The sequence below is a fragment of the Streptomyces sp. 15-116A genome, assembly GCF_025290915.1.
In the GTDB taxonomy this organism is placed as follows: Bacteria; Actinomycetota; Actinomycetes; order Streptomycetales; family Streptomycetaceae; genus Streptomyces.
On record NZ_JAOCQE010000062.1, the window covers coordinates 1 to 17969 of the forward strand.

At 71.4% G+C, this 17969-nt stretch carries 15 protein-coding genes and 1 pseudogene; 8 read left to right on the plus strand and 8 right to left on the minus strand.

Annotation, left to right across the window (positions count from 1 at the left end; all coding sequences use genetic code 11):
* Window positions 1-254, minus strand: a pseudogene (locus N4P33_RS13520) (CDP-alcohol phosphatidyltransferase family protein); the annotation flags it as partial.
* A 287-nt stretch (window positions 255-541) separates the two neighbouring features.
* Here N4P33_RS13520 and galE point away from each other — a divergent pair.
* The 3 genes from galE (at window position 542) to idi (ending at window position 3441) form a co-directional block, all read left to right on the plus strand.
* Window positions 542-1525 (plus strand): UDP-glucose 4-epimerase GalE, encoded by a 984-nt coding sequence (gene galE / locus N4P33_RS13525; RefSeq protein ID WP_260826651.1) that lies wholly within the window; start codon window positions 542-544, stop codon window positions 1523-1525.
* A 187-nt stretch (window positions 1526-1712) separates the two neighbouring features.
* Window positions 1713-2651 carry a cation diffusion facilitator family transporter gene (locus N4P33_RS13530; RefSeq protein ID WP_260826652.1) on the plus strand — a complete coding sequence of 313 codons (939 nt, stop codon included), beginning with the start codon at window positions 1713-1715 and terminating at the stop codon, window positions 2649-2651.
* A 196-nt stretch (window positions 2652-2847) separates the two neighbouring features.
* Window positions 2848-3441, plus strand: a complete 594-nt coding sequence (gene idi / locus N4P33_RS13535; protein ID WP_260826653.1) for an isopentenyl-diphosphate Delta-isomerase — start codon at window positions 2848-2850, stop codon at window positions 3439-3441.
* Between the two features lie 22 nt (window positions 3442-3463).
* Here the strand turns inward: idi and N4P33_RS13540 are convergent, their stop codons facing one another.
* On the minus strand, window positions 3464-3970 hold the full coding sequence (locus N4P33_RS13540) for an ATP-binding protein (protein ID WP_260826672.1): 507 nt from the start codon (window positions 3968-3970) through the stop codon (window positions 3464-3466).
* Between the two features lie 174 nt (window positions 3971-4144).
* Window positions 4145-4726: an HdeD family acid-resistance protein gene (locus N4P33_RS13545; protein ID WP_260826673.1), complete on the minus strand. Its 582-nt coding sequence runs from the start codon at window positions 4724-4726 to the stop codon at window positions 4145-4147.
* A gap of 301 nt (window positions 4727-5027) precedes the next feature.
* Here N4P33_RS13545 and N4P33_RS13550 point away from each other — a divergent pair, with 301 nt between their 5' ends.
* Window positions 5028-5786 (plus strand): enoyl-CoA hydratase/isomerase family protein, encoded by a 759-nt coding sequence (locus N4P33_RS13550; protein WP_260826654.1) that lies wholly within the window; start codon window positions 5028-5030, stop codon window positions 5784-5786.
* On the opposite strand, the gene N4P33_RS13555 is transcribed toward N4P33_RS13550, so the two are convergent.
* On the minus strand, window positions 5773-6408 hold the full coding sequence (locus N4P33_RS13555) for a DJ-1/PfpI family protein (RefSeq protein WP_260826655.1): 636 nt from the start codon (window positions 6406-6408) through the stop codon (window positions 5773-5775). The genes N4P33_RS13550 and N4P33_RS13555 overlap by 14 nt on opposite strands.
* Window positions 6409-6455: 47 nt before the next feature.
* Entirely contained in the window at window positions 6456-7457 is a 1002-nt protein-coding gene (locus N4P33_RS13560; protein WP_260826656.1) for a GlxA family transcriptional regulator, read from the minus strand.
* A 139-nt stretch (window positions 7458-7596) separates the two neighbouring features.
* On the opposite strand from N4P33_RS13560, the gene N4P33_RS13565 reads away from it, so the two are divergent.
* Window positions 7597-7728 carry an LPFR motif small protein gene (locus tag N4P33_RS13565; RefSeq protein ID WP_252100478.1) on the plus strand — a complete coding sequence of 44 codons (132 nt, stop codon included), beginning with the start codon at window positions 7597-7599 and terminating at the stop codon, window positions 7726-7728.
* A 106-nt stretch (window positions 7729-7834) separates the two neighbouring features.
* Window positions 7835-10219: a Tex family protein gene (locus N4P33_RS13570; RefSeq protein WP_260826657.1), complete on the plus strand. Its 2385-nt coding sequence runs from the start codon at window positions 7835-7837 to the stop codon at window positions 10217-10219.
* A gap of 209 nt (window positions 10220-10428) precedes the next feature.
* Here the strand turns inward: N4P33_RS13570 and N4P33_RS13575 are convergent, their stop codons facing one another.
* Both N4P33_RS13575 and N4P33_RS13580 read right to left on the minus strand, forming a co-directional pair.
* A complete protein-coding gene (locus N4P33_RS13575) occupies window positions 10429-12066 on the minus strand; it encodes an ABC-F family ATP-binding cassette domain-containing protein (RefSeq protein WP_260826658.1) in 1638 nt (545 codons plus the stop codon).
* A 49-nt stretch (window positions 12067-12115) separates the two neighbouring features.
* Window positions 12116-13150, minus strand: a complete 1035-nt coding sequence (locus tag N4P33_RS13580; protein ID WP_260826659.1) for an oxidoreductase — start codon at window positions 13148-13150, stop codon at window positions 12116-12118.
* A gap of 68 nt (window positions 13151-13218) precedes the next feature.
* Between N4P33_RS13580 and N4P33_RS13585 the strand changes: the two genes are divergently transcribed.
* Window positions 13219-14193 (plus strand): FAD-binding oxidoreductase, encoded by a 975-nt coding sequence (locus tag N4P33_RS13585; RefSeq protein WP_260826660.1) that lies wholly within the window; start codon window positions 13219-13221, stop codon window positions 14191-14193.
* A gap of 266 nt (window positions 14194-14459) precedes the next feature.
* On the opposite strand, the gene N4P33_RS13590 is transcribed toward N4P33_RS13585, so the two are convergent.
* On the minus strand, window positions 14460-16181 hold the full coding sequence (locus N4P33_RS13590) for a BCCT family transporter (RefSeq protein ID WP_260826661.1): 1722 nt from the start codon (window positions 16179-16181) through the stop codon (window positions 14460-14462).
* A 221-nt stretch (window positions 16182-16402) separates the two neighbouring features.
* On the opposite strand from N4P33_RS13590, the gene N4P33_RS13595 reads away from it, so the two are divergent.
* Window positions 16403-17923 carry a M1 family metallopeptidase gene (locus N4P33_RS13595; RefSeq protein WP_260826662.1) on the plus strand — a complete coding sequence of 507 codons (1521 nt, stop codon included), beginning with the start codon at window positions 16403-16405 and terminating at the stop codon, window positions 17921-17923.
* Window positions 17924-17969: the final 46 nt, after the last annotated feature.

Consider the following 17969-nt stretch of genomic DNA (forward strand, 5'->3'; position numbering starts at 1 on the left):
GGCTGGGCGGTCACGGCGCCGGGGACCGCGGCGAGCGGGAAGCGGGGGTCGGTCAGGGCGAGGCGCAGGGCGTGCACATGGCCCACGAACCGGGCGTCGACCACGGCGACCCGCTCCGCCGAGGGCACCCCGGCGAGCAGCGTCTCGGCCTCGGCCGGGCCGGACGCGGTCCGGACATCGAAGCCGAGGGAGCGCAGATCGCCCTCGAGCGACGAGCCGGGGACCGGCTGACCGGTGAGGATGGCGGTCGACAACCGAACTCACTCCCTGGGTACCGACGCGTCCGCGCCGGTCATGTGCATGGTGGGGGCGCCCGTGCGGGACCCCGGGCGGCATGTCGGCAGAGGCTATCGGATCCCCGGAAGCCCGCGTTCACCGCCCGTTCCACGGCTGGATCGACGCGGTTCGCCCGCTCATGCTGCCGCGATCATCATCGGGGATGCGGGGCCCGGCCCACAAACCGCGCTACCAGAAAGGGCGTTGGAGACTATTGGGGGACATTTTCCCTCCCGCCGGGGCGCTCCGCATAGGGTGGACGACCATGACATGGCTGATCACCGGCGGGGCCGGATACATCGGCGCCCATGTGGCGCGCACCATGACCGGGGCCGGGGAGCGGGTCGTCGCCCTGGACGACCTCTCGGCCGGGGTCGCGGAGCGGCTGCCCGCCGAGGTGCCGCTGGTCGAGGGCTCGACGCTGGACGCGGCACTGCTGAAGCGGGTGTGCGCCGAGCACGAGGTCACGGGCGTGGTGCACCTGGCCGCGCGCAAGCAGGTCGCCGAGTCCGTGGCACAGCCGACGCGCTACTACCGGGAGAACGTGGGCGGCCTGGCCACGCTGCTCGACGCGGTGGCGGAGGCCGGCATCGAGCGCTTCGTCTTCTCCTCCTCCGCGGCGGTGTACGGCGACCCCGGTGTGGACCTCATCACGGAGGACGCCCCCTGCACCCCCGTGAACCCCTACGGCGAGACCAAGCTCGCCGGGGAGTGGCTGGTGCGGGCGGCGGGCCGGGCGCACGGCATCGCGACGGTGTGCCTGCGCTACTTCAACGTCGCGGGCGCGGGCGCACCGGAACTGGCCGACACCGGTGTCTTCAACATCGTGCCGATGGTCTTCGACCGGCTCAGCAGGGGCGAGGCCCCGCGGATCTTCGGCGACGACTATCCGACGCCGGACGGCACGTGCGTCCGTGACTACATTCACGTCACCGATCTCGCCGAGGCCCACCTGGCGGCGGCCCGCCGGCTGTCCGAGGGTGACGTCACGGGCGACCTGACGCTCAACATCGGCCGCGGCGAGGGCGTCTCGGTGCGGGAGCTGATCACGGTCATCGCGGAGGTCACCGGTGAGGGGCGCGCTCCGGTCGTGGAACCCCGCAGGCCGGGTGACGCGCCCCGTGCGGTGGCGTCGGCGGAGCGGGCGGCTGAGCAGTTGGGCTGGACGGCACGCCGCGGCATCCGCGAGATGGTCGACTCGGCCTGGCAAGGGTGGCAGCATCACCGCGCCGTGCCCGAGCGCGGGTGATCTGTGGCTGGTCGCGCAGTTCCCCACGCACCCGCAGCCGACGACGAAGCGAATCCTCACCATCCTGACCTGCACAGCAAACCCCCAGGTCAGGGCACATGACAACGGTGTTCAGTGCCGCGTTGCCCCATACCCCCTCCCCGTAGTTCACTGTGATCCGGAACGCGTCATGAAAGGGGCCGCACGCATGGGGGCAGGGCACGATCACGGGCACACGCACGGCGCGCCGCCCGGCGGCACCGTGAGCGCGGCGTACCGCGGCCGCCTCCGCACCGCGCTGGCGATCACCCTCGGCGTGATGGTGGTCCAGATCGTCGGCGGTGTGCTGGCCGACTCACTCGCCCTCGTCGCGGACGCCGCACACATGGCGACCGACGCCCTCGGACTCGGGATGGCGCTGCTCGCGATCCGCTTCGCGGCCCGCCCGCCGAGCGAGCGCCGCACCTTCGGGCTGGCCCGCGCGGAGATCCTGGCCGCGCTCGCGAACTGCCTGCTGCTGCTCGGTGTCGGCGGCTATGTGCTGTACGAGGCGGTCGAGCGGTTCGTCACCCCGGCGGACACCCACGGCGGCCTGGCGATGACGTTCGGCGCGATCGGCCTGGTGGCCAACCTGGTGTCGCTGACGCTGCTGATGCGCGGGCAGAAGGAGAGCTTGAACGTGCGCGGCGCCTTCCTGGAGGTGGCGGCGGACGCGCTCGGCTCCGTCGCGGTGATCCTCTCCGCGCTGGTGATCGTCACCACGGGCTGGACGGCCGCCGACCCGATCGCCTCGCTGGTGATCGCGCTGATGATCGTGCCGCGGACGTTCAAGCTGCTCCGGGAGACCTTGGACGTACTGCTGGAGGCGGCGCCCAAGGGTGTGGACATGGCCGAGGTACGGGCGCACATCCTGGCCACGGACGGGGTGGAGGACGTCCACGACCTGCACGCCTGGACCATCACCTCGGGCATGCCGGTGCTGTCCGCGCACGTGGTCGTCAGCTCCGAGGTCCTGACCTCGATAGGGCACGAGAAGATGCTGCACGAGCTGCAGAGCTGCCTCGGCGACCACTTCGACGTGGAGCACTGCACGTTCCAGCTGGAGCCCGGCGGCCACGCGGAGCACGAGGCGCGGCTCTGTCACTGAGGGCACCCGCGCCCGGTGAGGGGCGCCAGGGGCGGCCGAGGATTCCCGGCCCGTCCGTCCGGGCACGATGATCTTCGGGTCCCGACCGTCACCGGCCGGCGCCGCCCGCGGGGACATGCGGGGACGCCGGGAAGTGCCGGGAGTGCCGGATTCGTACGGCAGACTTGGGGCGCGAAGACCGATGTGAAGGATGGGTATGCCGATCACACCTGCCACCGCGACGCACAGGCCGTCGAACGGGACAGCGGAGCCGATTTTGCTGGAACTGGTCGACGAGAGCGGCGTGACGATCGGCACCGCGGAGAAGCTCGCCGCCCATCAGCCGCCGGGGCAGCTGCACCGGGCGTTCTCGGTGTTCCTCTTCGACGAACAGGGCCGGCTGCTGCTCCAGCAGCGCGCGCTGGGCAAGTACCACTCCCCCGGTGTGTGGTCCAACACCTGCTGCGGTCATCCCTACCCCGGCGAGGCGCCGTTCGCGGCGGCGGCCCGGCGGACGTACGAGGAGCTGGGGGTGTCGCCGTCGCTGCTGGCGGAGGCGGGCACGGTCCGCTACAACCACCCGGACCCGGCCTCGGGCCTGGTGGAGCAGGAGTTCAACCATCTCTTCGTCGGTCTGGTCCAGTCGCCGCTGCGGCCGGATCCCGAGGAGGTGGCCTCGACGGTCTTCGTCACCCCGGCCGAGCTGGCGGAGCGGCACGCGCGGGACACGTTCTCTTCGTGGTTCATGACGGTTCTCGACGCGGCGCGTCCGGCGGTCCGGGAACTGACGGGTCCGTCGGCCGGGTGGTGACCGCGGGGCCGCGGGTGGCCGGCTAGGGGACCTGCGCGGGCTTGAGCGGCAGGGCGGCCCAGATCACCTTGCCGCCGCTCGCGGTGTGCTCGACGTCGCACACCCCGCCCGCCTCGCGGGTGATCTCCCGCACCAGGAGCAGTCCGCGTCCGCCGGTCTGGCCGTAGTCGGCCTCCAGGGCGGTCGGGCGGTAGGGGTGGTTGTCCTCGACGGACACCCGGATCCACTCGGCGCCGACGGCGACCTCGACGGCGAGCATCGGGGACAGCAGCGCGGCGTGCCGGACGGCGTTGGTGACCAGCTCCGAGACGATCAGGAGCAGTCCCTGGACCGTGTCGTCGGAGACCGGCACGCCCTGGCGCAGCAGCAGGTCCCGTACCGCGTGGCGGGCCTGCGGGACCGAGGCGTCGGTGGCCGGCGCGGTGAACCGCCAGACGCCCTCGTACGGCAGCGGGTCCACGGCTCTCGCGTCGACGGAACCTTCCGCGCCCTGTGGGCGTGGGCCGGGCCCGCGCCCCTGGTCGTCCATCGTCCGGTCGCCACCCTCACGCTCGATTGTCACCACACGTCGAGTGTTGGTAACGATCCGCTCCGCACCCCAGTACTGAACAGAAGTCAGCGGATATCGAGCGTTTCTGACCGCCCGCGTATGACACGGTCAGTTGTGGGACTGTTCCTGTCCCCCTTGTGCCGTCTCGGCGAACTATTCGGGTTGTACGGGTTTGGCGGGCTCCTCGCCGGCGAGCCGGTCGGAGACCATGCCGACGATCCTGCGTCCGCCGTAGCCGGTGGCGATCAGGCCGAGTCCGTCGAAGAGCAGGGCGAGCGAGAAGAACGTACCGATGACGTACTGGCTGCTGCTCGGCCAGGACGCCAGCACCAGCACGCCCAAAAGCAGACCGAAGGCGCCCTGCACCAGCGTCCAGCCGAACTGGGGTCCGCGCACGACCAGGCTGCCGACGAGACGGAACAGCCCGCCGGTGAGGAACAGCAGCGCGGCGAACATGGTCAGCGCCTCGGCCGCGGCGTCCGGTGTCTTCAGGACCACCACACCGGCCGCGATGTTCAGGGCCGCGACGACCACGCCCAGCCAGAAGAAGTTGCTGCCCCGTGCCTGGACGGCGTGCAGCAGGCCGATCACGCCGCCGATCAGCAGCAGCCAGCCGAACAGGATCATCGAGGTCAGGGTGGCGACGCCGGTGTAGACGAGACCGACGAGCCCGGCGACGACCAGGATCACCCCGAGCACGGCGAGCCAGCTGAAGCCGCGGCTGAGTTTCGCCACCTCGTGCCGGCGCGCGGCCTTCTCGTCCTGCCGCGCGGCCTTCTCGTCCTGCTGGGCGGCGTTCGTCGTGTCCCGTGACGGAGGGAGTGCGCCGTTCCCCGGCGGCTTCCGCATGCCGTCCCGCGCTCCGGTGGCCGTGTCGTCCCCCAGGGTGGTGGGCTGCTCGCCCCGGGATGGGGTGGTCCCGTCGCCCCGCGGCGCGGTGGGCTCGGCCATGGCTGCCTCCTCGGTCGGTCCCTCCCCTCCACTGTGCGCGCTCCCGCCGGTCGGCGCACCGAACGGGCCGGATAGCATCCGGCACATGGAGGAGCCCCAGCTGCTGCACCACGTCACCGACTCGGTCGCCACGGTCGTCATCAGCCATCCGGCCAAGCGCAACGCCATGACCGCGGCGATGTGGGCCGCGCTGCCGCCGCTGCTCGCCGGCCTCGCGGACGACCCGGGCGTACGGGTGCTGGTCCTCACGGGTGAGGGCGGGACGTTCTGCGCCGGGGCCGACATCTCCACGCTCCGCGAGTCGGCCTTCGAGGCCCAGCGGCTCGCCGTGGCGGCGGAGGAGGCGCTCGCCGCCTTCCCCAAGCCGACGCTGGCCGCGATCCGGGGCCACTGCGTAGGCGGCGGGGCGCAGCTGGCGGCGGCCTGCGATCTGCGGTTCGCGGAGCAGGACGCGCTCTTCGGCGTGACCCCGGCCAAGCTGGGCATCGTCTACCCGGCCTCCTCAACCCGCCGCCTGGTCTCGCTCGTGGGTCCGGCCACCGCCAAGTACCTCCTTTTCTCGGGCGAGTTGATCGACACCGAGCGCGCCCTGCGGACCGGCCTGGTGGACGAGGTGCTGCCGGCCGGCGAACTGGACAAGCGGGTCGCGGAGTTCACGCGCGTCCTGGCCTCCCGTTCGCAGCTGACGCAGGCCGCGGCGAAGGAGTTCGCGGACGGCCGCACCGACCGCGACGCCCACTGGACCGAACAGGCCCGCACCGGCACGGACACCGCGGAGGGCGTCGCCGCGTTCCTGGAACGCCGCACACCCCGGTTCACCTGGAACGTGACTACGTCAGGCTGAACCTGCGTCCCGTACGGATCTCCTCCACAAGGTGCGCCGGGGCCTTGTGCGGCGAGCCGGTGTCGTAAGGCGGCCGGGGGTCGTACTCGGTGAACAACTGCACGGCCTGGGCGTGTTCGTCCCCGGCGATGCGGCCGGCCAGAGCGAGCGCCATGTCGATCCCGGCGGAGACACCGGCCGCGGTGACGTATCGGCCGTCGACGACGACCCGCTCCTCCGTCGGCTCCGCGCCGAAGTGGCGCAGCATGTCCAGCACGGCCCAGTGGGTGGTGGCGCGGCGGCCCTTCAGCAGGCCCGCCGCGGCGAGCAGCAGGGAGCCCGAGCAGACGGACGTGATCCAGGTGGCGTGCGCGTCCGCGGCCCGCAGCCACGCGCGCAGCGCCTCGTTGCCGAGCTGCTCCTGGGTGCCGGGGCCACCGGAGACCACCACGATGTCCGGGTCCGGCAGCTCGTCCAGCGCCCGGTCCGCGGTGAGAGTGAGGAACCCCGTGTCGGCGCGGACGGGCCCCGCCCGCTCGGCGACGAAGGTGATCCGCGCTTCGGGAAGACGGCTGAGGATTTCGTAGGGGCCGACGACGTCGAGGGCGGTGAAGCGGTCGTAGACGACCATGGCGATCTGCATCGGGTTCCTCTCCGGGGGCTGTGCGGGTCAGGGGTGGTGCTGCTCGGTCAGCGGGTGGCCGGGGTGGCCGGGCTGGCCGGGGAAGCCGCGGCGGCCGGGGAAGCCGGGCGGAAGCGGCGGCGGTACTCCGCCGGGGCCGTGCCCAGCGTGCGGAGGAAGGCGCGCCGCATCGCCTCGGGGGTGCCGTAGCCGCTGGCGCGGGAGATCTCCTCGACGCCGTCGCCGGTGTCCTCCAGGAGCCGGCGGGCGTGTTCGAGCCGGACGCGGTCGACGTACCGGCCCGGGGTCACACCGGTCTCGGCGCGGAAGGCGCGGGCGAAGTGGCGCGGCGAGAGGCGGGCGCGGGCGGCGAGCGCCTCCACCGACAGATCGCCGGCGGGGTGCTCGGTGATCCACCGCTGCACCTCCCGCAGCGGATCGCGCCGCGCGGTCTGCGCCGCGAGCTGGGCGCTGAACTGGGCCTGGTTTCCCGGCCGGCGCAGGAACACCACCAGGTGGCGGGCGACGGTGAGGGCGGTCTCGCGGCCCAGGTCCTCCTCGACCAGGGCGAGCGCGAGATCGATGCCGGCCGTGACGCCCGCCGAGGTGGCGACGTGTCCGTCGCGGACGTAGACGGGGTCGGGCTCGACGACCACGTCCGGGTGGTCACGGGCGAGTTTCGCGCAGTACGCCCAGTGGGTGGTGGCACGCCGGCCGTCCAGCAGCCCCGCCGCGGCCAGCAGGAACGCGCCGGTGCAGACCGACACGAGCCGGGTCGCCGTGGGCGCGTGGGCGCGCAGCCAGTCGGTCAGCCGCGGGTCGGGGCGATGGGTGTCCAGGCCGCCCGGCAGCAGCAGGGTGTGCGGTACCGGCTCGGGCGTCAGGGCCTGGTCGGGTACGAGCGTGAGCCCGCTGGAGGTGCGGACGGGACCGCCGTCCAGGGAGGCCGTGCGGATCCGGTAGCTGCCCGGCGCGCAGGCCTCCGCCCCGGCGAAGACCTCCACGGGGCCGGTGACATCGAGGCTCTGCACACCGTCGAAGAGGACGACGAGGACGCCGTGTTGGGTCATGTGATCGATTCTTGGCGGGTGCGGTCGCCGTCCGCAATGACGGGTGTCCCACCTTTTCTGCCACGTGCTGGTGCACATGATGCGGCGTAGGCGAGGTACTCGCATGTCGTCCGACCGCAGCAGACGAAAGGGAAGTCACGTGTTCCGTGCCATCGCAGATGTTCTGCGTCAGATCGGCGGCGCCATCGCCACCGTCGTGACCCTGCCGTTCCGGGCGCTGGCCCGGTTGTTCGGCGGGGCCTCGTCCAGCACCCGCAGCCGCCGGGCGTGACGGCTGCCGTACCGGATCCCGGCGCGTCGGCGCCCTGATCCACGATTGTCGGTGCCACCTGCCACAATTGCCGCGCAACCTCAGTGGAAGAAGGCGGTACGGGATCGTGACGACACCCGGGTCCCTCGGAGCAGGGTCCATCGAAGGCAGGATCGCCGAGGAGCTCGGCGTACGGGAGCGGCAGGTCAAGGCCGCCGTGGAGCTGCTCGACGGCGGTTCGACGGTGCCCTTCATCGCCCGCTACCGCAAGGAAGCGACCGAGATGCTCGACGATGCGCAGCTGCGCACGATCGAGGAGCGGCTGCGCTATCTGCGGGAGCTGGAGGACCGCCGGACGGCGATCCTGGACTCGGTGCGCGAGCAGGGCAAGCTGACCGAGGAGCTCGAGGCGCGGATCCGTGGCGCCGAGACCAAGGCGCGCCTGGAGGACATCTACCTGCCCTTCAAGCCGAAGCGCCGCACCAAGGCGCAGATCGCCCGCGAGGCGGGTCTGGAGCCGCTGGCGGAGGGGCTGCTCGCCGATCCCGGCGTGGAGCCCCTCGCCGCGGCCGCCGCTTTCGTGGACGCCGACAAGGGCGTCGCCGATCCGCAGGCCGCGCTGGACGGCGCCCGCGCGATCCTCACCGAGCGGTTCTCGGAGGACGCCGACCTGATCGGCGAGCTGCGCGAGCGCATGTGGGTCCGCGGGCGGCTCGCGGCCAAGGTGCGCGAGGGCAAGGAGGAGGCGGGCGCCAAGTTCGCCGACTACTTCGACTTCGCCGAGCCGTTCACCGAGCTGCCCTCGCACCGCGTCCTGGCGATGCTGCGCGGTGAGAAGGAGGAGGTCCTCGACCTCGTCCTGGAGCCGGAGGAGCCGGTGGACGGCCCGTCGTCGTACGAGGGCATCGTCGCGCACCGGTTCGGGATCGCCGACCGGGGGCGCCCCGCCGACAAGTGGCTGCTCGACACGGTCCGCTGGGCGTGGCGCACGCGCATCCTGGTGCACCTCGGCATCGACATCCGGCTGCGGCTGCGCACGGCCGCCGAGGACGAGGCGGTACGGGTCTTCGCGGCCAATCTGCGCGACCTGCTGCTCGCCGCCCCGGCCGGTACGCGGGCGACGCTCGGCCTGGACCCAGGCTTCCGTACGGGTGTGAAGGTCGCCGTGGTCGACGCGACCGGCAAGGTCGTCGCCACGGACGTCATCCACCCGCATGTCCCGGCGAACCGCTGGGACGAGGCCATCGCCAAGCTGGCCCGGCTGGCGAAGGAGCACGCGGTCGAGCTGATCGCGATCGGCAACGGCACGGCGTCCCGCGAGACCGACAAGCTCGCCGGTGAGCTCATCGCCAAGCACCCCGAGCTGAAGCTGACGAAGGTGATGGTGTCCGAGGCGGGCGCCTCCGTGTACTCGGCCTCCGCCTTCGCCTCCCAGGAGCTGCCGGACATGGACGTGTCGCTGCGCGGCGCCGTGTCCATCGCGCGCCGGCTGCAGGACCCGCTGGCCGAGCTGGTGAAGATCGACCCGAAGTCCATCGGTGTCGGCCAGTACCAGCACGATCTGTCCGAGGTGAAGCTGTCGCGGTCGCTGGACGCGGTGGTGGAGGACTGTGTGAACGGCGTGGGCGTGGACGTCAACACCGCGTCGGCCCCGCTGCTCGCCCGGGTCTCCGGCATCACCTCCGGGCTCGCGGAGAACATCGTGGCCCACCGCGACGCCAACGGCCCGTTCACGTCCCGCGCCCAGCTGAAGAAGGTGCCGCGGCTCGGCCCGAAGGCGTACGAGCAGTGCGCGGGCTTCCTGCGCATCCGCGGCGGCGACGACCCGCTGGACGCGTCCAGCGTGCACCCCGAGGCGTACCCGGTGGTCCGCCGCATGGTGAAGACGTCAGGGCAGGAGGTCGCCTCCCTGATCGGCAACACCGGGGTGCTGCGGTCGCTGAAGCCGCAGGACTTCGTGGACGAGACGTTCGGTCTGCCGACCGTCACCGACATCCTCAAGGAGCTGGAGAAGCCGGGCCGCGACCCGCGTCCGGCGTTCAGGACGGCCGCCTTCAAGGAGGGCGTGGAGAAGATCTCCGACCTGACGCCGGGCATGGTGCTGGAGGGGGTCGTGACGAACGTGGCGGCGTTCGGTGCGTTCGTCGATGTCGGTGTCCATCAGGACGGGCTGGTGCATGTCTCCGCGATGTCGAAGACGTTCGTGAAGGACCCGCGGGACGTGGTCAAGCCGGGCGACATCGTCAAGGTGAAGGTCATGGACGTGGACATTCCGCGCAAGCGGATCTCGTTGACGCTGCGGCTGGACGAGGAGGCGTCCGCGAAGGCCGGCGGCGCTTCGGCGGGTGGCGGTGAGCGGCGTCAGCGTGGTGGGCGCCCGCCGCAGCAGCGGCAGGGGCGTGGCGGGGGTGGGGGTGCCGGGTCGCGTCAGGCGCCGGCTCCTGCGAACAGTGCGATGGCCGATGCTCTGCGCCGGGCCGGGTTGTTGGATCAGGGGAACGGGAGGCGCTGAGGTTGGGGACCTGGGCCCGGATGCGTTCGGGCCCGGGTTTCTTTGTGCTGGCCGGGGGTGAGTTCCGCTTGCCCACGCTGGCGAGGTGCCTCCCCCACTCTCGGCTTCGCTCGAGCGGGGGGACCCCCACCGCCCACCCGTGCCGCCCTGGGGGCACCTCCCAGGCCCTTAAGGCACTGGGGGAGGCACGACTGCCCGCAGCTAGGTGGCTATCGCTCGGTGACCTTTCCGTCAGTCACTTCCAGGCGGCGGGTTACTCGTACCGCTTCGAGCATGCGGCGGTCGTGGGTGATCAGGAGGAGCGTGCCTTCGTAGGCGTCGAGGGCGGATTCCAGTTGCTCGATGGCCGGCAGGTCGAGGTGGTTGGTCGGTTCGTCGAGGACCAGCAGGTTGACGCCCCGGCCCTGGAGGAGGGCGAGGGCGGCGCGGGTGCGTTCGCCCGGGGAGAGGCTCGCCGCGGGACGGTTCACGTGGTCCGCCTTGAGGCCGAACTTGGCGAGCAGGGTGCGGATCTCGACCGGTTCGGTGTCCGGGACCGCCGCGTGGAAGGCGTCCAGCAGGGTGTCGGGGCCGTGGAACAGGGCGCGGGCCTGGTCGACCTCGCCGAGCAGCACGCCCGAGCCGAGTGCCGCGTGGCCCGCGTCGAGCGGGACCCGGCCCAGCAGGGCACCCAGGAGTGTGGACTTTCCGGCGCCGTTCGCGCCGGTGACAGCGACGCGGTCGGCCCAGTCGATCTGGAGTGACACCGGCCCGAGCGTGAACGCACCACGGCGCACCTCGGCGTCCCGCAAGCTCGCCACGACCGCGCCCGAACGCGGCGCGGCGGCGATCTCCATGCGCAGCTCCCACTCCTTGCGCGGCTCCTCGACCACCTCCAGCCGCTCGATCATGCGCTGTGTCTGACGGGCCTTGGCGGCCTGCTTCTCACTGGCCTCGCTGCGGAACTTCCGGCCGATCTTGTCGTTGTCGCCCGCCTTGCGGCGCGCGTTCTTCACGCCCTTGTCCATCCAGGTGCGCTGCATCTGAGCCCGCTCCTGGAGGGCGGCCTTCTTGTCGGCGTACTCCTCGTACTGGTCGCGCGCGTGCCTGCGGGCCACGTCCCGCTCCTCCAGGTAGGCCGCGTAGCCGCCGCCGTAGAGGGTGATCTGCCGCTGCGCCAGGTCGAGTTCGAGGACCTTGGTGACGGTGCGGTCGAGGAACTCGCGGTCGTGACTGACGACGACGGTCCCGGCGCGCAGACCGCCGACGAAGCGCTCCAGCCGCTCCAGACCATCCAGGTCGAGGTCGTTGGTCGGCTCGTCGAGCAGGAACACGTCGTACCGGGACAGGAGCAGCGAGGCGAGTGAGGCTCGGGCCGCCTGGCCGCCGGACAGCGAGGTCATCGGCTGCTCCAGGTCGACGGCGAGACCGAGCGAGTCGGCGACCTCCTCGGCCCGCTCGTCGAGGTCGGCGCCGCCCAGCGCGAGCCACCGTTCCAGGCTCGTGGCGTACGCGTCGTCGGCGCCCGGCGCCCCGTCGACGAGGGCCTGGGTCGCCTCGTCCATGGCCCGCTGGGCCTCGGCGACACTGGTACGGCGGGCCAGGAAGGCCCGGACCGTCTCACCGGGCCGGCGCTCCGGCTCCTGCGGGAGGTGCCCGACGGTCGCGCTCGGCGGGGAGAGCCACAGCTCGCCCTCCTCGGGCGCGGTGAGCCCGGCGAGCAGGCGGAGCAGGGTGGACTTGCCGGCGCCGTTGGCCCCGACGAGCCCGATCACATCACCGGGGGCGACGACCAGATCGAGCCCGCTGAACAGCGAACGGTCTCCGTGCCCGGCGGCGAGGTTCTTGGCGACGAGGGTGGCAGTCATCAGACCGCCGATCCTAACGGCCTCCCGTCGCGGCACGCCTCTCGCCTTTTCAGGGGCGGACGGCCGCGACCAGCACCGTTCCGGCGGTACGGGCCACCAGGTACGCCTCCCCCTTCACTGCCTTCGCGTCGACGAGGACGCGATGCCGGCCCGGTTCGAGGATGCCGTCGAAGACGTCCTGGGTGTGGGTGCGGGAGAGGCGGTCGATGCGGTACGCGGTGAGGGTCACCCGGCAGGAGGAGGTGACCTCCAGCTCCGCCGCGTCGCCGGCGGCGGTGAGGGCGACGAGGCGGCGCTGTGCGGGCGGGCGGCGGTCGAGGGCGTGCTCGGTCTGCGCGACGAGCAGCGGAACGACCGGGGCGAGGCCGTCGACGCAGGGCACCTCGATGCCGGCGGCGGTGAACGCGCGGCGCACGGCGGCGCGTTGCTCGTCCGGCACCGTAGGGCCGAAGACGACCGCGCCGTAGCCGCGCAACTCGCCCGCCGGAACACCCTCGGCGTCATGGGCGATATCGGCGCCGATCCCTATGGTGCGCAACGCCGCGGCCAGCTTGGCGAGCAGGGCCACACGGGCGCCGATCAACAGAACACGCCGACGACTCCCCGCCCCTTCCCCCTCCGTCTCCTCCTCCAACAGGGAGGCGAGAGCCGTACGGTACTCCTCGCCGCGGAAGCGGAACGGGCCTATGCCGTGGTAGCCGTTGAGCTCCAGATCGGCGTGTTCACCGGTCTGCCAGGCGAAGTCCCGCCAGATGAAGTCCTCGCCGTCCCGCTCGATGACGGCGGTCACGGCGCCACAGGCGAGGTCCGCGCAGTCGGGGCAGCCGTAGACGATGTACCGGCCGGCGGGCAGCGGTGCCTCCGTCTCCAGCAGCAGGCTGCGGACCTGGGCGGTGAAGATGGCGGGCGGGACGTCGGAGGCGAGCGGGGAGACGGCGTCCAGGTCGGAGAGGCGGAACAGCAGCGGGCATCCGTCGACGACGAAGTCGACGAAGTCCCGGTGGACTTGGTAGTCACCATTGGCGAGGACTCCACCGGGTCTCATCGCCGGTGCCAGGCCGAAGGTCGCGTACTCGGCAGACATGGGGGGAGTATTCCCTCCGCGGGCGGCTCCTGAGCACGCCGTGCCACATTCGGCTAGCGTCCGTCTCGATGAGGGATACGACGAAGAGCGAACCGAACTGCGATGTGCTGGTCGTCGGCGGCGGGGTCATCGGCCTGACGACGGCGGTCGTCCTCGCCGAGCGGGGCCGCCGGGTACGGCTGTGGACGCGGGACCCGGTCGCGCGGACGACGTCCGCGGTGGCGGGGGCTCTGTGGTGGCCGTACCGGATCGAGCCGATGGAGTCGGCGCGGGCGTGGGCGCTGCGGTCCCTCGACGTCTACGAGCACCTGGCCGAGCGCCCGGAGGTCACCGGCGTACGGATGGTCGAAGGGGTGATGGGCGGGACCCTCCCGGAGGAGATCGGCACGTGGACCGCCGGACGATTGGCGGACGCACGGCTCGCCACCGCCGAGGAGTATCCGCGGGGGCCGGGCATGTGGGCACGCCTGCCCCTCATCGACATGTCGACTCATCTGCCCTGGCTGCGGGAGCGGTTGGTGGCGGCGGGCGGGCTGATCGAGGAGCGCGAGGTGAAGGACTTCGGCGAGACGGAGGCGCCGGTGGTCGTCAACTGCGCGGGGCTGGGGGCGCGGGAGCTGGCACCGGACGCGTCGGTGCGGCCGGTGCGGGGGCAGTTGGTCGTGGTGGAGAACCCGGGGATCCGTACGTGGATGGTGGCCGAGACGGTCGGCAGCGAATCGGCGTATTTCTTCCCGCAGCCGGGGCGGCTGATTCTGGGAGGTACGGCGGAGGAGGACGCGTGGTCTCTGGAGCCGGATCCTGCGGTGGCGGAGGGGATCGTTCAACGATGCGCGGCGTTGCGTCCGGAGATCGGTGAGGCGCGAGTGCTGGAACACCGGGTGGGTTTGCGGCCGGCGCGACATGAGGTCCGCCTGGAGTGTGAACGACTCCCCGGCGAACGCCTGTTGGTGCACAACTACGGCCACGGCGGAGCGGGGGTCACGGTGGCGTGGGGGTGCGCGGAGGAGGCAGCACACCTGACAACGGCGGGCCAGGGGTAGGTATCGCTGTCCTGCGCTAGCAGGGTGCCGCTGCACCGGGCCCGATGCCGCAGCGCCCCTACGGCCTCGAAGCTGCTCACCTCTGGGGGGATGTTGCCGCAGACGCGGGACGGCCGGAGGGGGTGTGGTGGTGGGGCGGAGGTCGCCGCTTAGCCGGTCCCCACGCCGGGGCACTGTGGCAGCGCAGGGAGGGGCGCGACTGCGGCGACCTCCGCCCCGCCGCCGCACCCCCGACCCACCACCCGGCCAAGGCGCCCCCGCTCACGTCAGTGTTTGCCGATCGGATCCCCCTCCACATCCGGCCCCCGCCCAGGCCCGATCCGCAGCTCGAACTCGCCGTCGTACTTCTTGTGCCCCTCGATGACCGCGAGTTCCACCGCTTCCGACCCCATCCGGTCCCGCACGATCACCGGATCACGGCGCAGATCCCGCATCAGCGCCACACACATGAAGATCATCACGATCACGAACGGCGCCGCCGCCAGAATCGTCAGATTCTGCAGCCCCGTCAGCGCGTCCCCCTGCCCGCTCCCCACCAGCAGCATGATCGCGGCCACCGCACCGGTGACCACACCCCAGAACACGACGACCAGCCGCCCCGGCTCCAGCGCGCCCTTCTGCGACAGCGTCCCCATCACGATCGACGCAGCATCCGCACCGGACACGAAGAAGATGCCCACCAGGATCATCACCAGCAGACTCGTGACCGTGGCGATCGGGAACTCCCGCAGCACCGCGAAGAGCTGCCCCTCCGGCGTCGCCTCCTCACCCAGCCGGTTCTGCTCCTGCAGCTTCATCGCCGACCCACCGAAGATCGCGAACCACAGCAGGCTGACCGTGCTCGGCACGAGGATGACCCCGCCGATGAACTGACGGATCGTACGTCCCCGGCTGATCCGCGCGATGAACATGCCGACGAACGGCGTCCAGGAGATCCACCACGCCCAGTAGAAGACGGTCCAGCTGCCCAGCCAGTCCGCGACCCCCTCACCACCGCTCGCCTCGGTACGCCCCGCCAGCTGCGGCAGATCACCCAGGTAAGCGAACACGGACGTCGGCAGCAGATCCAGCACGATGATCGTCGGCCCGGCCACGAACACGAACAGGGCGAGCACCAGCGCCAGCACCATGTTGGTGTTGGACAGCCATTGGATGCCCTTCTCCACCCCGGACACGGCCGACGCGACGAACGCCACCGTCAGCACTGCGATGATGCCGACCAGCAGCCCTTCGCTCACCTCGTCCATCCACCCGAGATCCTGCACACCGGACCCGATCTGCAACGCCCCGAGCCCCAGAGACGCGGCGGACCCGAACACGGTCGCGACGATGGCGAGCATGTCGATGACCCGCCCTCCGACCCCGTTCGCGTTCTTCTCCCCGATCAGCGGCGTGAACACCGCGCTGATGGTCTGCCGGCGCCGCCTGCGGAACGTGCTGTAGGCGATGGCGAGACCGACCACGGCGTAGATGGCCCAGGGATGCAGCGTCCAGTGGAACAGCGTGGTCGCCATCGCCGTCTCCATGCGCTCACCGGAGTCGGCGGGATCGGTGCCGGGCGGGGGCGTGAGGTAGTGCGACAGCGGCTCGCTGACGCCGTAGAACATCAGGCCGATGCCCATACCGGCGCTGAACATCATGGCGACCCAGGAGACGGTCCGGAACTCGGGTTCCTCGCCCTCCGCACCGAGATGGATCCGGCCGTACCGGCTCGCCGCGAGCCAGAGGGCGAAGACGACGAACCCGGAGGCCGCCAGCATGAAGGCCCAGCCGCCGTTGTGCATCAGCCCGCTGAGCATGCTGCTGGAGACGTCCGTGAGGGAGTCCGTCGCGGCGGCGCCCCAGATGACGAACGCAAGGGTGAGGACCGCCGTGACCCCGAACACCACCCGGTCGGTCCGGGGGCGCTCCTGCCCGGGCAGGCCCGCCTCCGAGCCCGGCAGCGGGTGGGCTGTGTGACCCTTGTCGCTGTGTTCGTGTTGCGTCACAGGCGGCACCTTTCGTCAAGCCAAACAGGCGGAGAACACTCCTCCCGCAGTGCCCCTACCACGTGTGGCGCAAAATTCACCTTCTCAGCAGGAGCAATCTCCTGCCCCTCCATGACGGCCGAATGGCGATCGTGTGACAGCGGGGGCCATGGACATGTCCAGTGCCGGAAGCGTCAATAGGCTCCGAAAGGACCTCGTGCCTCTACGACTTGGAGCCCTGAGTGCACCGCAGAATCATCGTGCCGGGAGTCCTGGCCTCGGCCACCCTGCTGCTGGCGATCCCGGCATCGGCCGCTAGCCCCTCCCCCGGCGCCCCGGGCATCGGCGACCCCTACTACCCGGACTACGGCAACGGCGGCTACGACGTCTCGCACTACGACCTGAGGCTGAAGTACCGGCCCGCCACCGACGAGCTGGAGGGCACCGCGACCCTCCTGGTCCGCGCCACGAAGGACCTGTCCCGCTTCAATCTGGACTTTCTGCTCGACGTGAGCGAGGTGCGTGTGGACGGCGCGAAGGCGTCGTACGCGAGCTCCGGCGAGCACGAACTGGAGATCACACCGAGGAAACCCGTGGCCAAGGGCACGGACTTCACGGTCGTCGTCCGCTACCGGGGCGTGCCCTCGGAGCAGGAGGCGTACGGCTTCACCAGCTGGCACCGCACCCCGGACGGCGGTGTCGCGGCGAACGAGCCGGAGGCGGCGTGGTGGTGGTTCCCCAGCAACGATCATCCGCGGGACAAGGCGACCTACGACGTGTCGGTGCAGGTACCCGACGGCACGCAGGCCATCTCCAACGGCACGCTGCAGTCGACGAGTTCGAGGGCGGGCTGGACGCGCTACAGCTGGCGTTCGAACAAACCGCAGGCGACCTATCTCGCCACACTCGCCGTCGGCCGCTTCGACCTCACCACCGGTACGACCGAGAGCGGCATCCCGGTCCTCAACGCCTACAGCAAGGACCTGGGCGATCACGCGGGCGCGGCGCGGGCGAGCCTGGAGCGCACCGGTGAGGTCGCCGACTGGCTGACGGAGTATTTCGGCCCGTACCCGTACAACGCGCTCGGCGGGTACGTGCCGAACACGGACACCGGGTACGCGCTGGAGACGCAGACGCGGCCGTTCTACAGCCCGCGTCAGTTCGCGAACGGCTCGAACGTGTCCGTGGTGGTGCACGAGCTGGCCCACCAGTGGTACGGGAACCTGGTCTCCGTGTCCGGCTGGAAGGACATCTGGATCAACGAGGGCTTCGCGCGGTACGCCCAGTGGCTGTGGTCCGAGCACGAGGGCGAGGGCACGGCGCAGGAACTCGCCGACCACGTGTACGCCTCGCATCCGGCCGACGATCCGTTCTGGACGGTGAAGCCGGGGGATCCCGGCCCGCAGAACCAGTTCCACGGCGCCGTGTACGACCGGGGCGCGCTGGCGCTGCACGTGCTGCGCAGGGAGATCGGGGACGAGGCGTTCTTCGCGGTGCTGAAGGGATGGCCTCGGAAGTACGCCCACGGGAACGCCACGGTCGCCGACTTCCGGCGGTACGCCGAGGAGGTGTCGGGCAAGCGGCTGACGGCGCTGTTCGAGACGTGGCTGTACGAACCGGCGAAGCCGGCGGCTTGGACGGCGCGTACAACGCCTAAGGCGCCGGATGCGCTCGTACCGCCGAAGTCGTGGAAGAAGATCGCCGCGACGAACGGGGTGCACGACACCGGGCACGGGCACGACCACCGGCACGGACGAGGCTGAGCGCGCGGCCGGTCGAGACGGGCTGAGCGCGCGGCCGGTCGAGAGG

Excerpts from the sequence above, each read along its gene's own strand:
- N4P33_RS13555 (WP_260826655.1), bottom strand. The coding sequence starts at position 6,408 with ATGCAGATCGCCATGGTCGTCTACGACCGCTTCACCGCCCTCGACGTC.
- N4P33_RS13575 (WP_260826658.1), bottom strand. The coding sequence starts at position 12,066 with ATGACTGCCACCCTCGTCGCCAAGAACCTCGCCGCCGGGCACGGAGAC.
- N4P33_RS13540 (WP_260826672.1), bottom strand. The coding sequence starts at position 3,970 with ATGGACGACCAGGGGCGCGGGCCCGGCCCACGCCCACAGGGCGCGGAA.
- idi (WP_260826653.1), top strand. The coding sequence starts at position 2,848 with ATGCCGATCACACCTGCCACCGCGACGCACAGGCCGTCGAACGGGACA.
- N4P33_RS13585 (WP_260826660.1), top strand. The coding sequence starts at position 13,219 with ATGAGGGATACGACGAAGAGCGAACCGAACTGCGATGTGCTGGTCGTC.
- N4P33_RS13550 (WP_260826654.1), top strand. The coding sequence starts at position 5,028 with ATGGAGGAGCCCCAGCTGCTGCACCACGTCACCGACTCGGTCGCCACG.
- N4P33_RS13560 (WP_260826656.1), bottom strand. The coding sequence starts at position 7,457 with ATGACCCAACACGGCGTCCTCGTCGTCCTCTTCGACGGTGTGCAGAGC.
- N4P33_RS13530 (WP_260826652.1), top strand. The coding sequence starts at position 1,713 with ATGGGGGCAGGGCACGATCACGGGCACACGCACGGCGCGCCGCCCGGC.
- galE (WP_260826651.1), top strand. The coding sequence starts at position 542 with ATGACATGGCTGATCACCGGCGGGGCCGGATACATCGGCGCCCATGTG.
- N4P33_RS13580 (WP_260826659.1), bottom strand. The coding sequence starts at position 13,150 with ATGTCTGCCGAGTACGCGACCTTCGGCCTGGCACCGGCGATGAGACCC.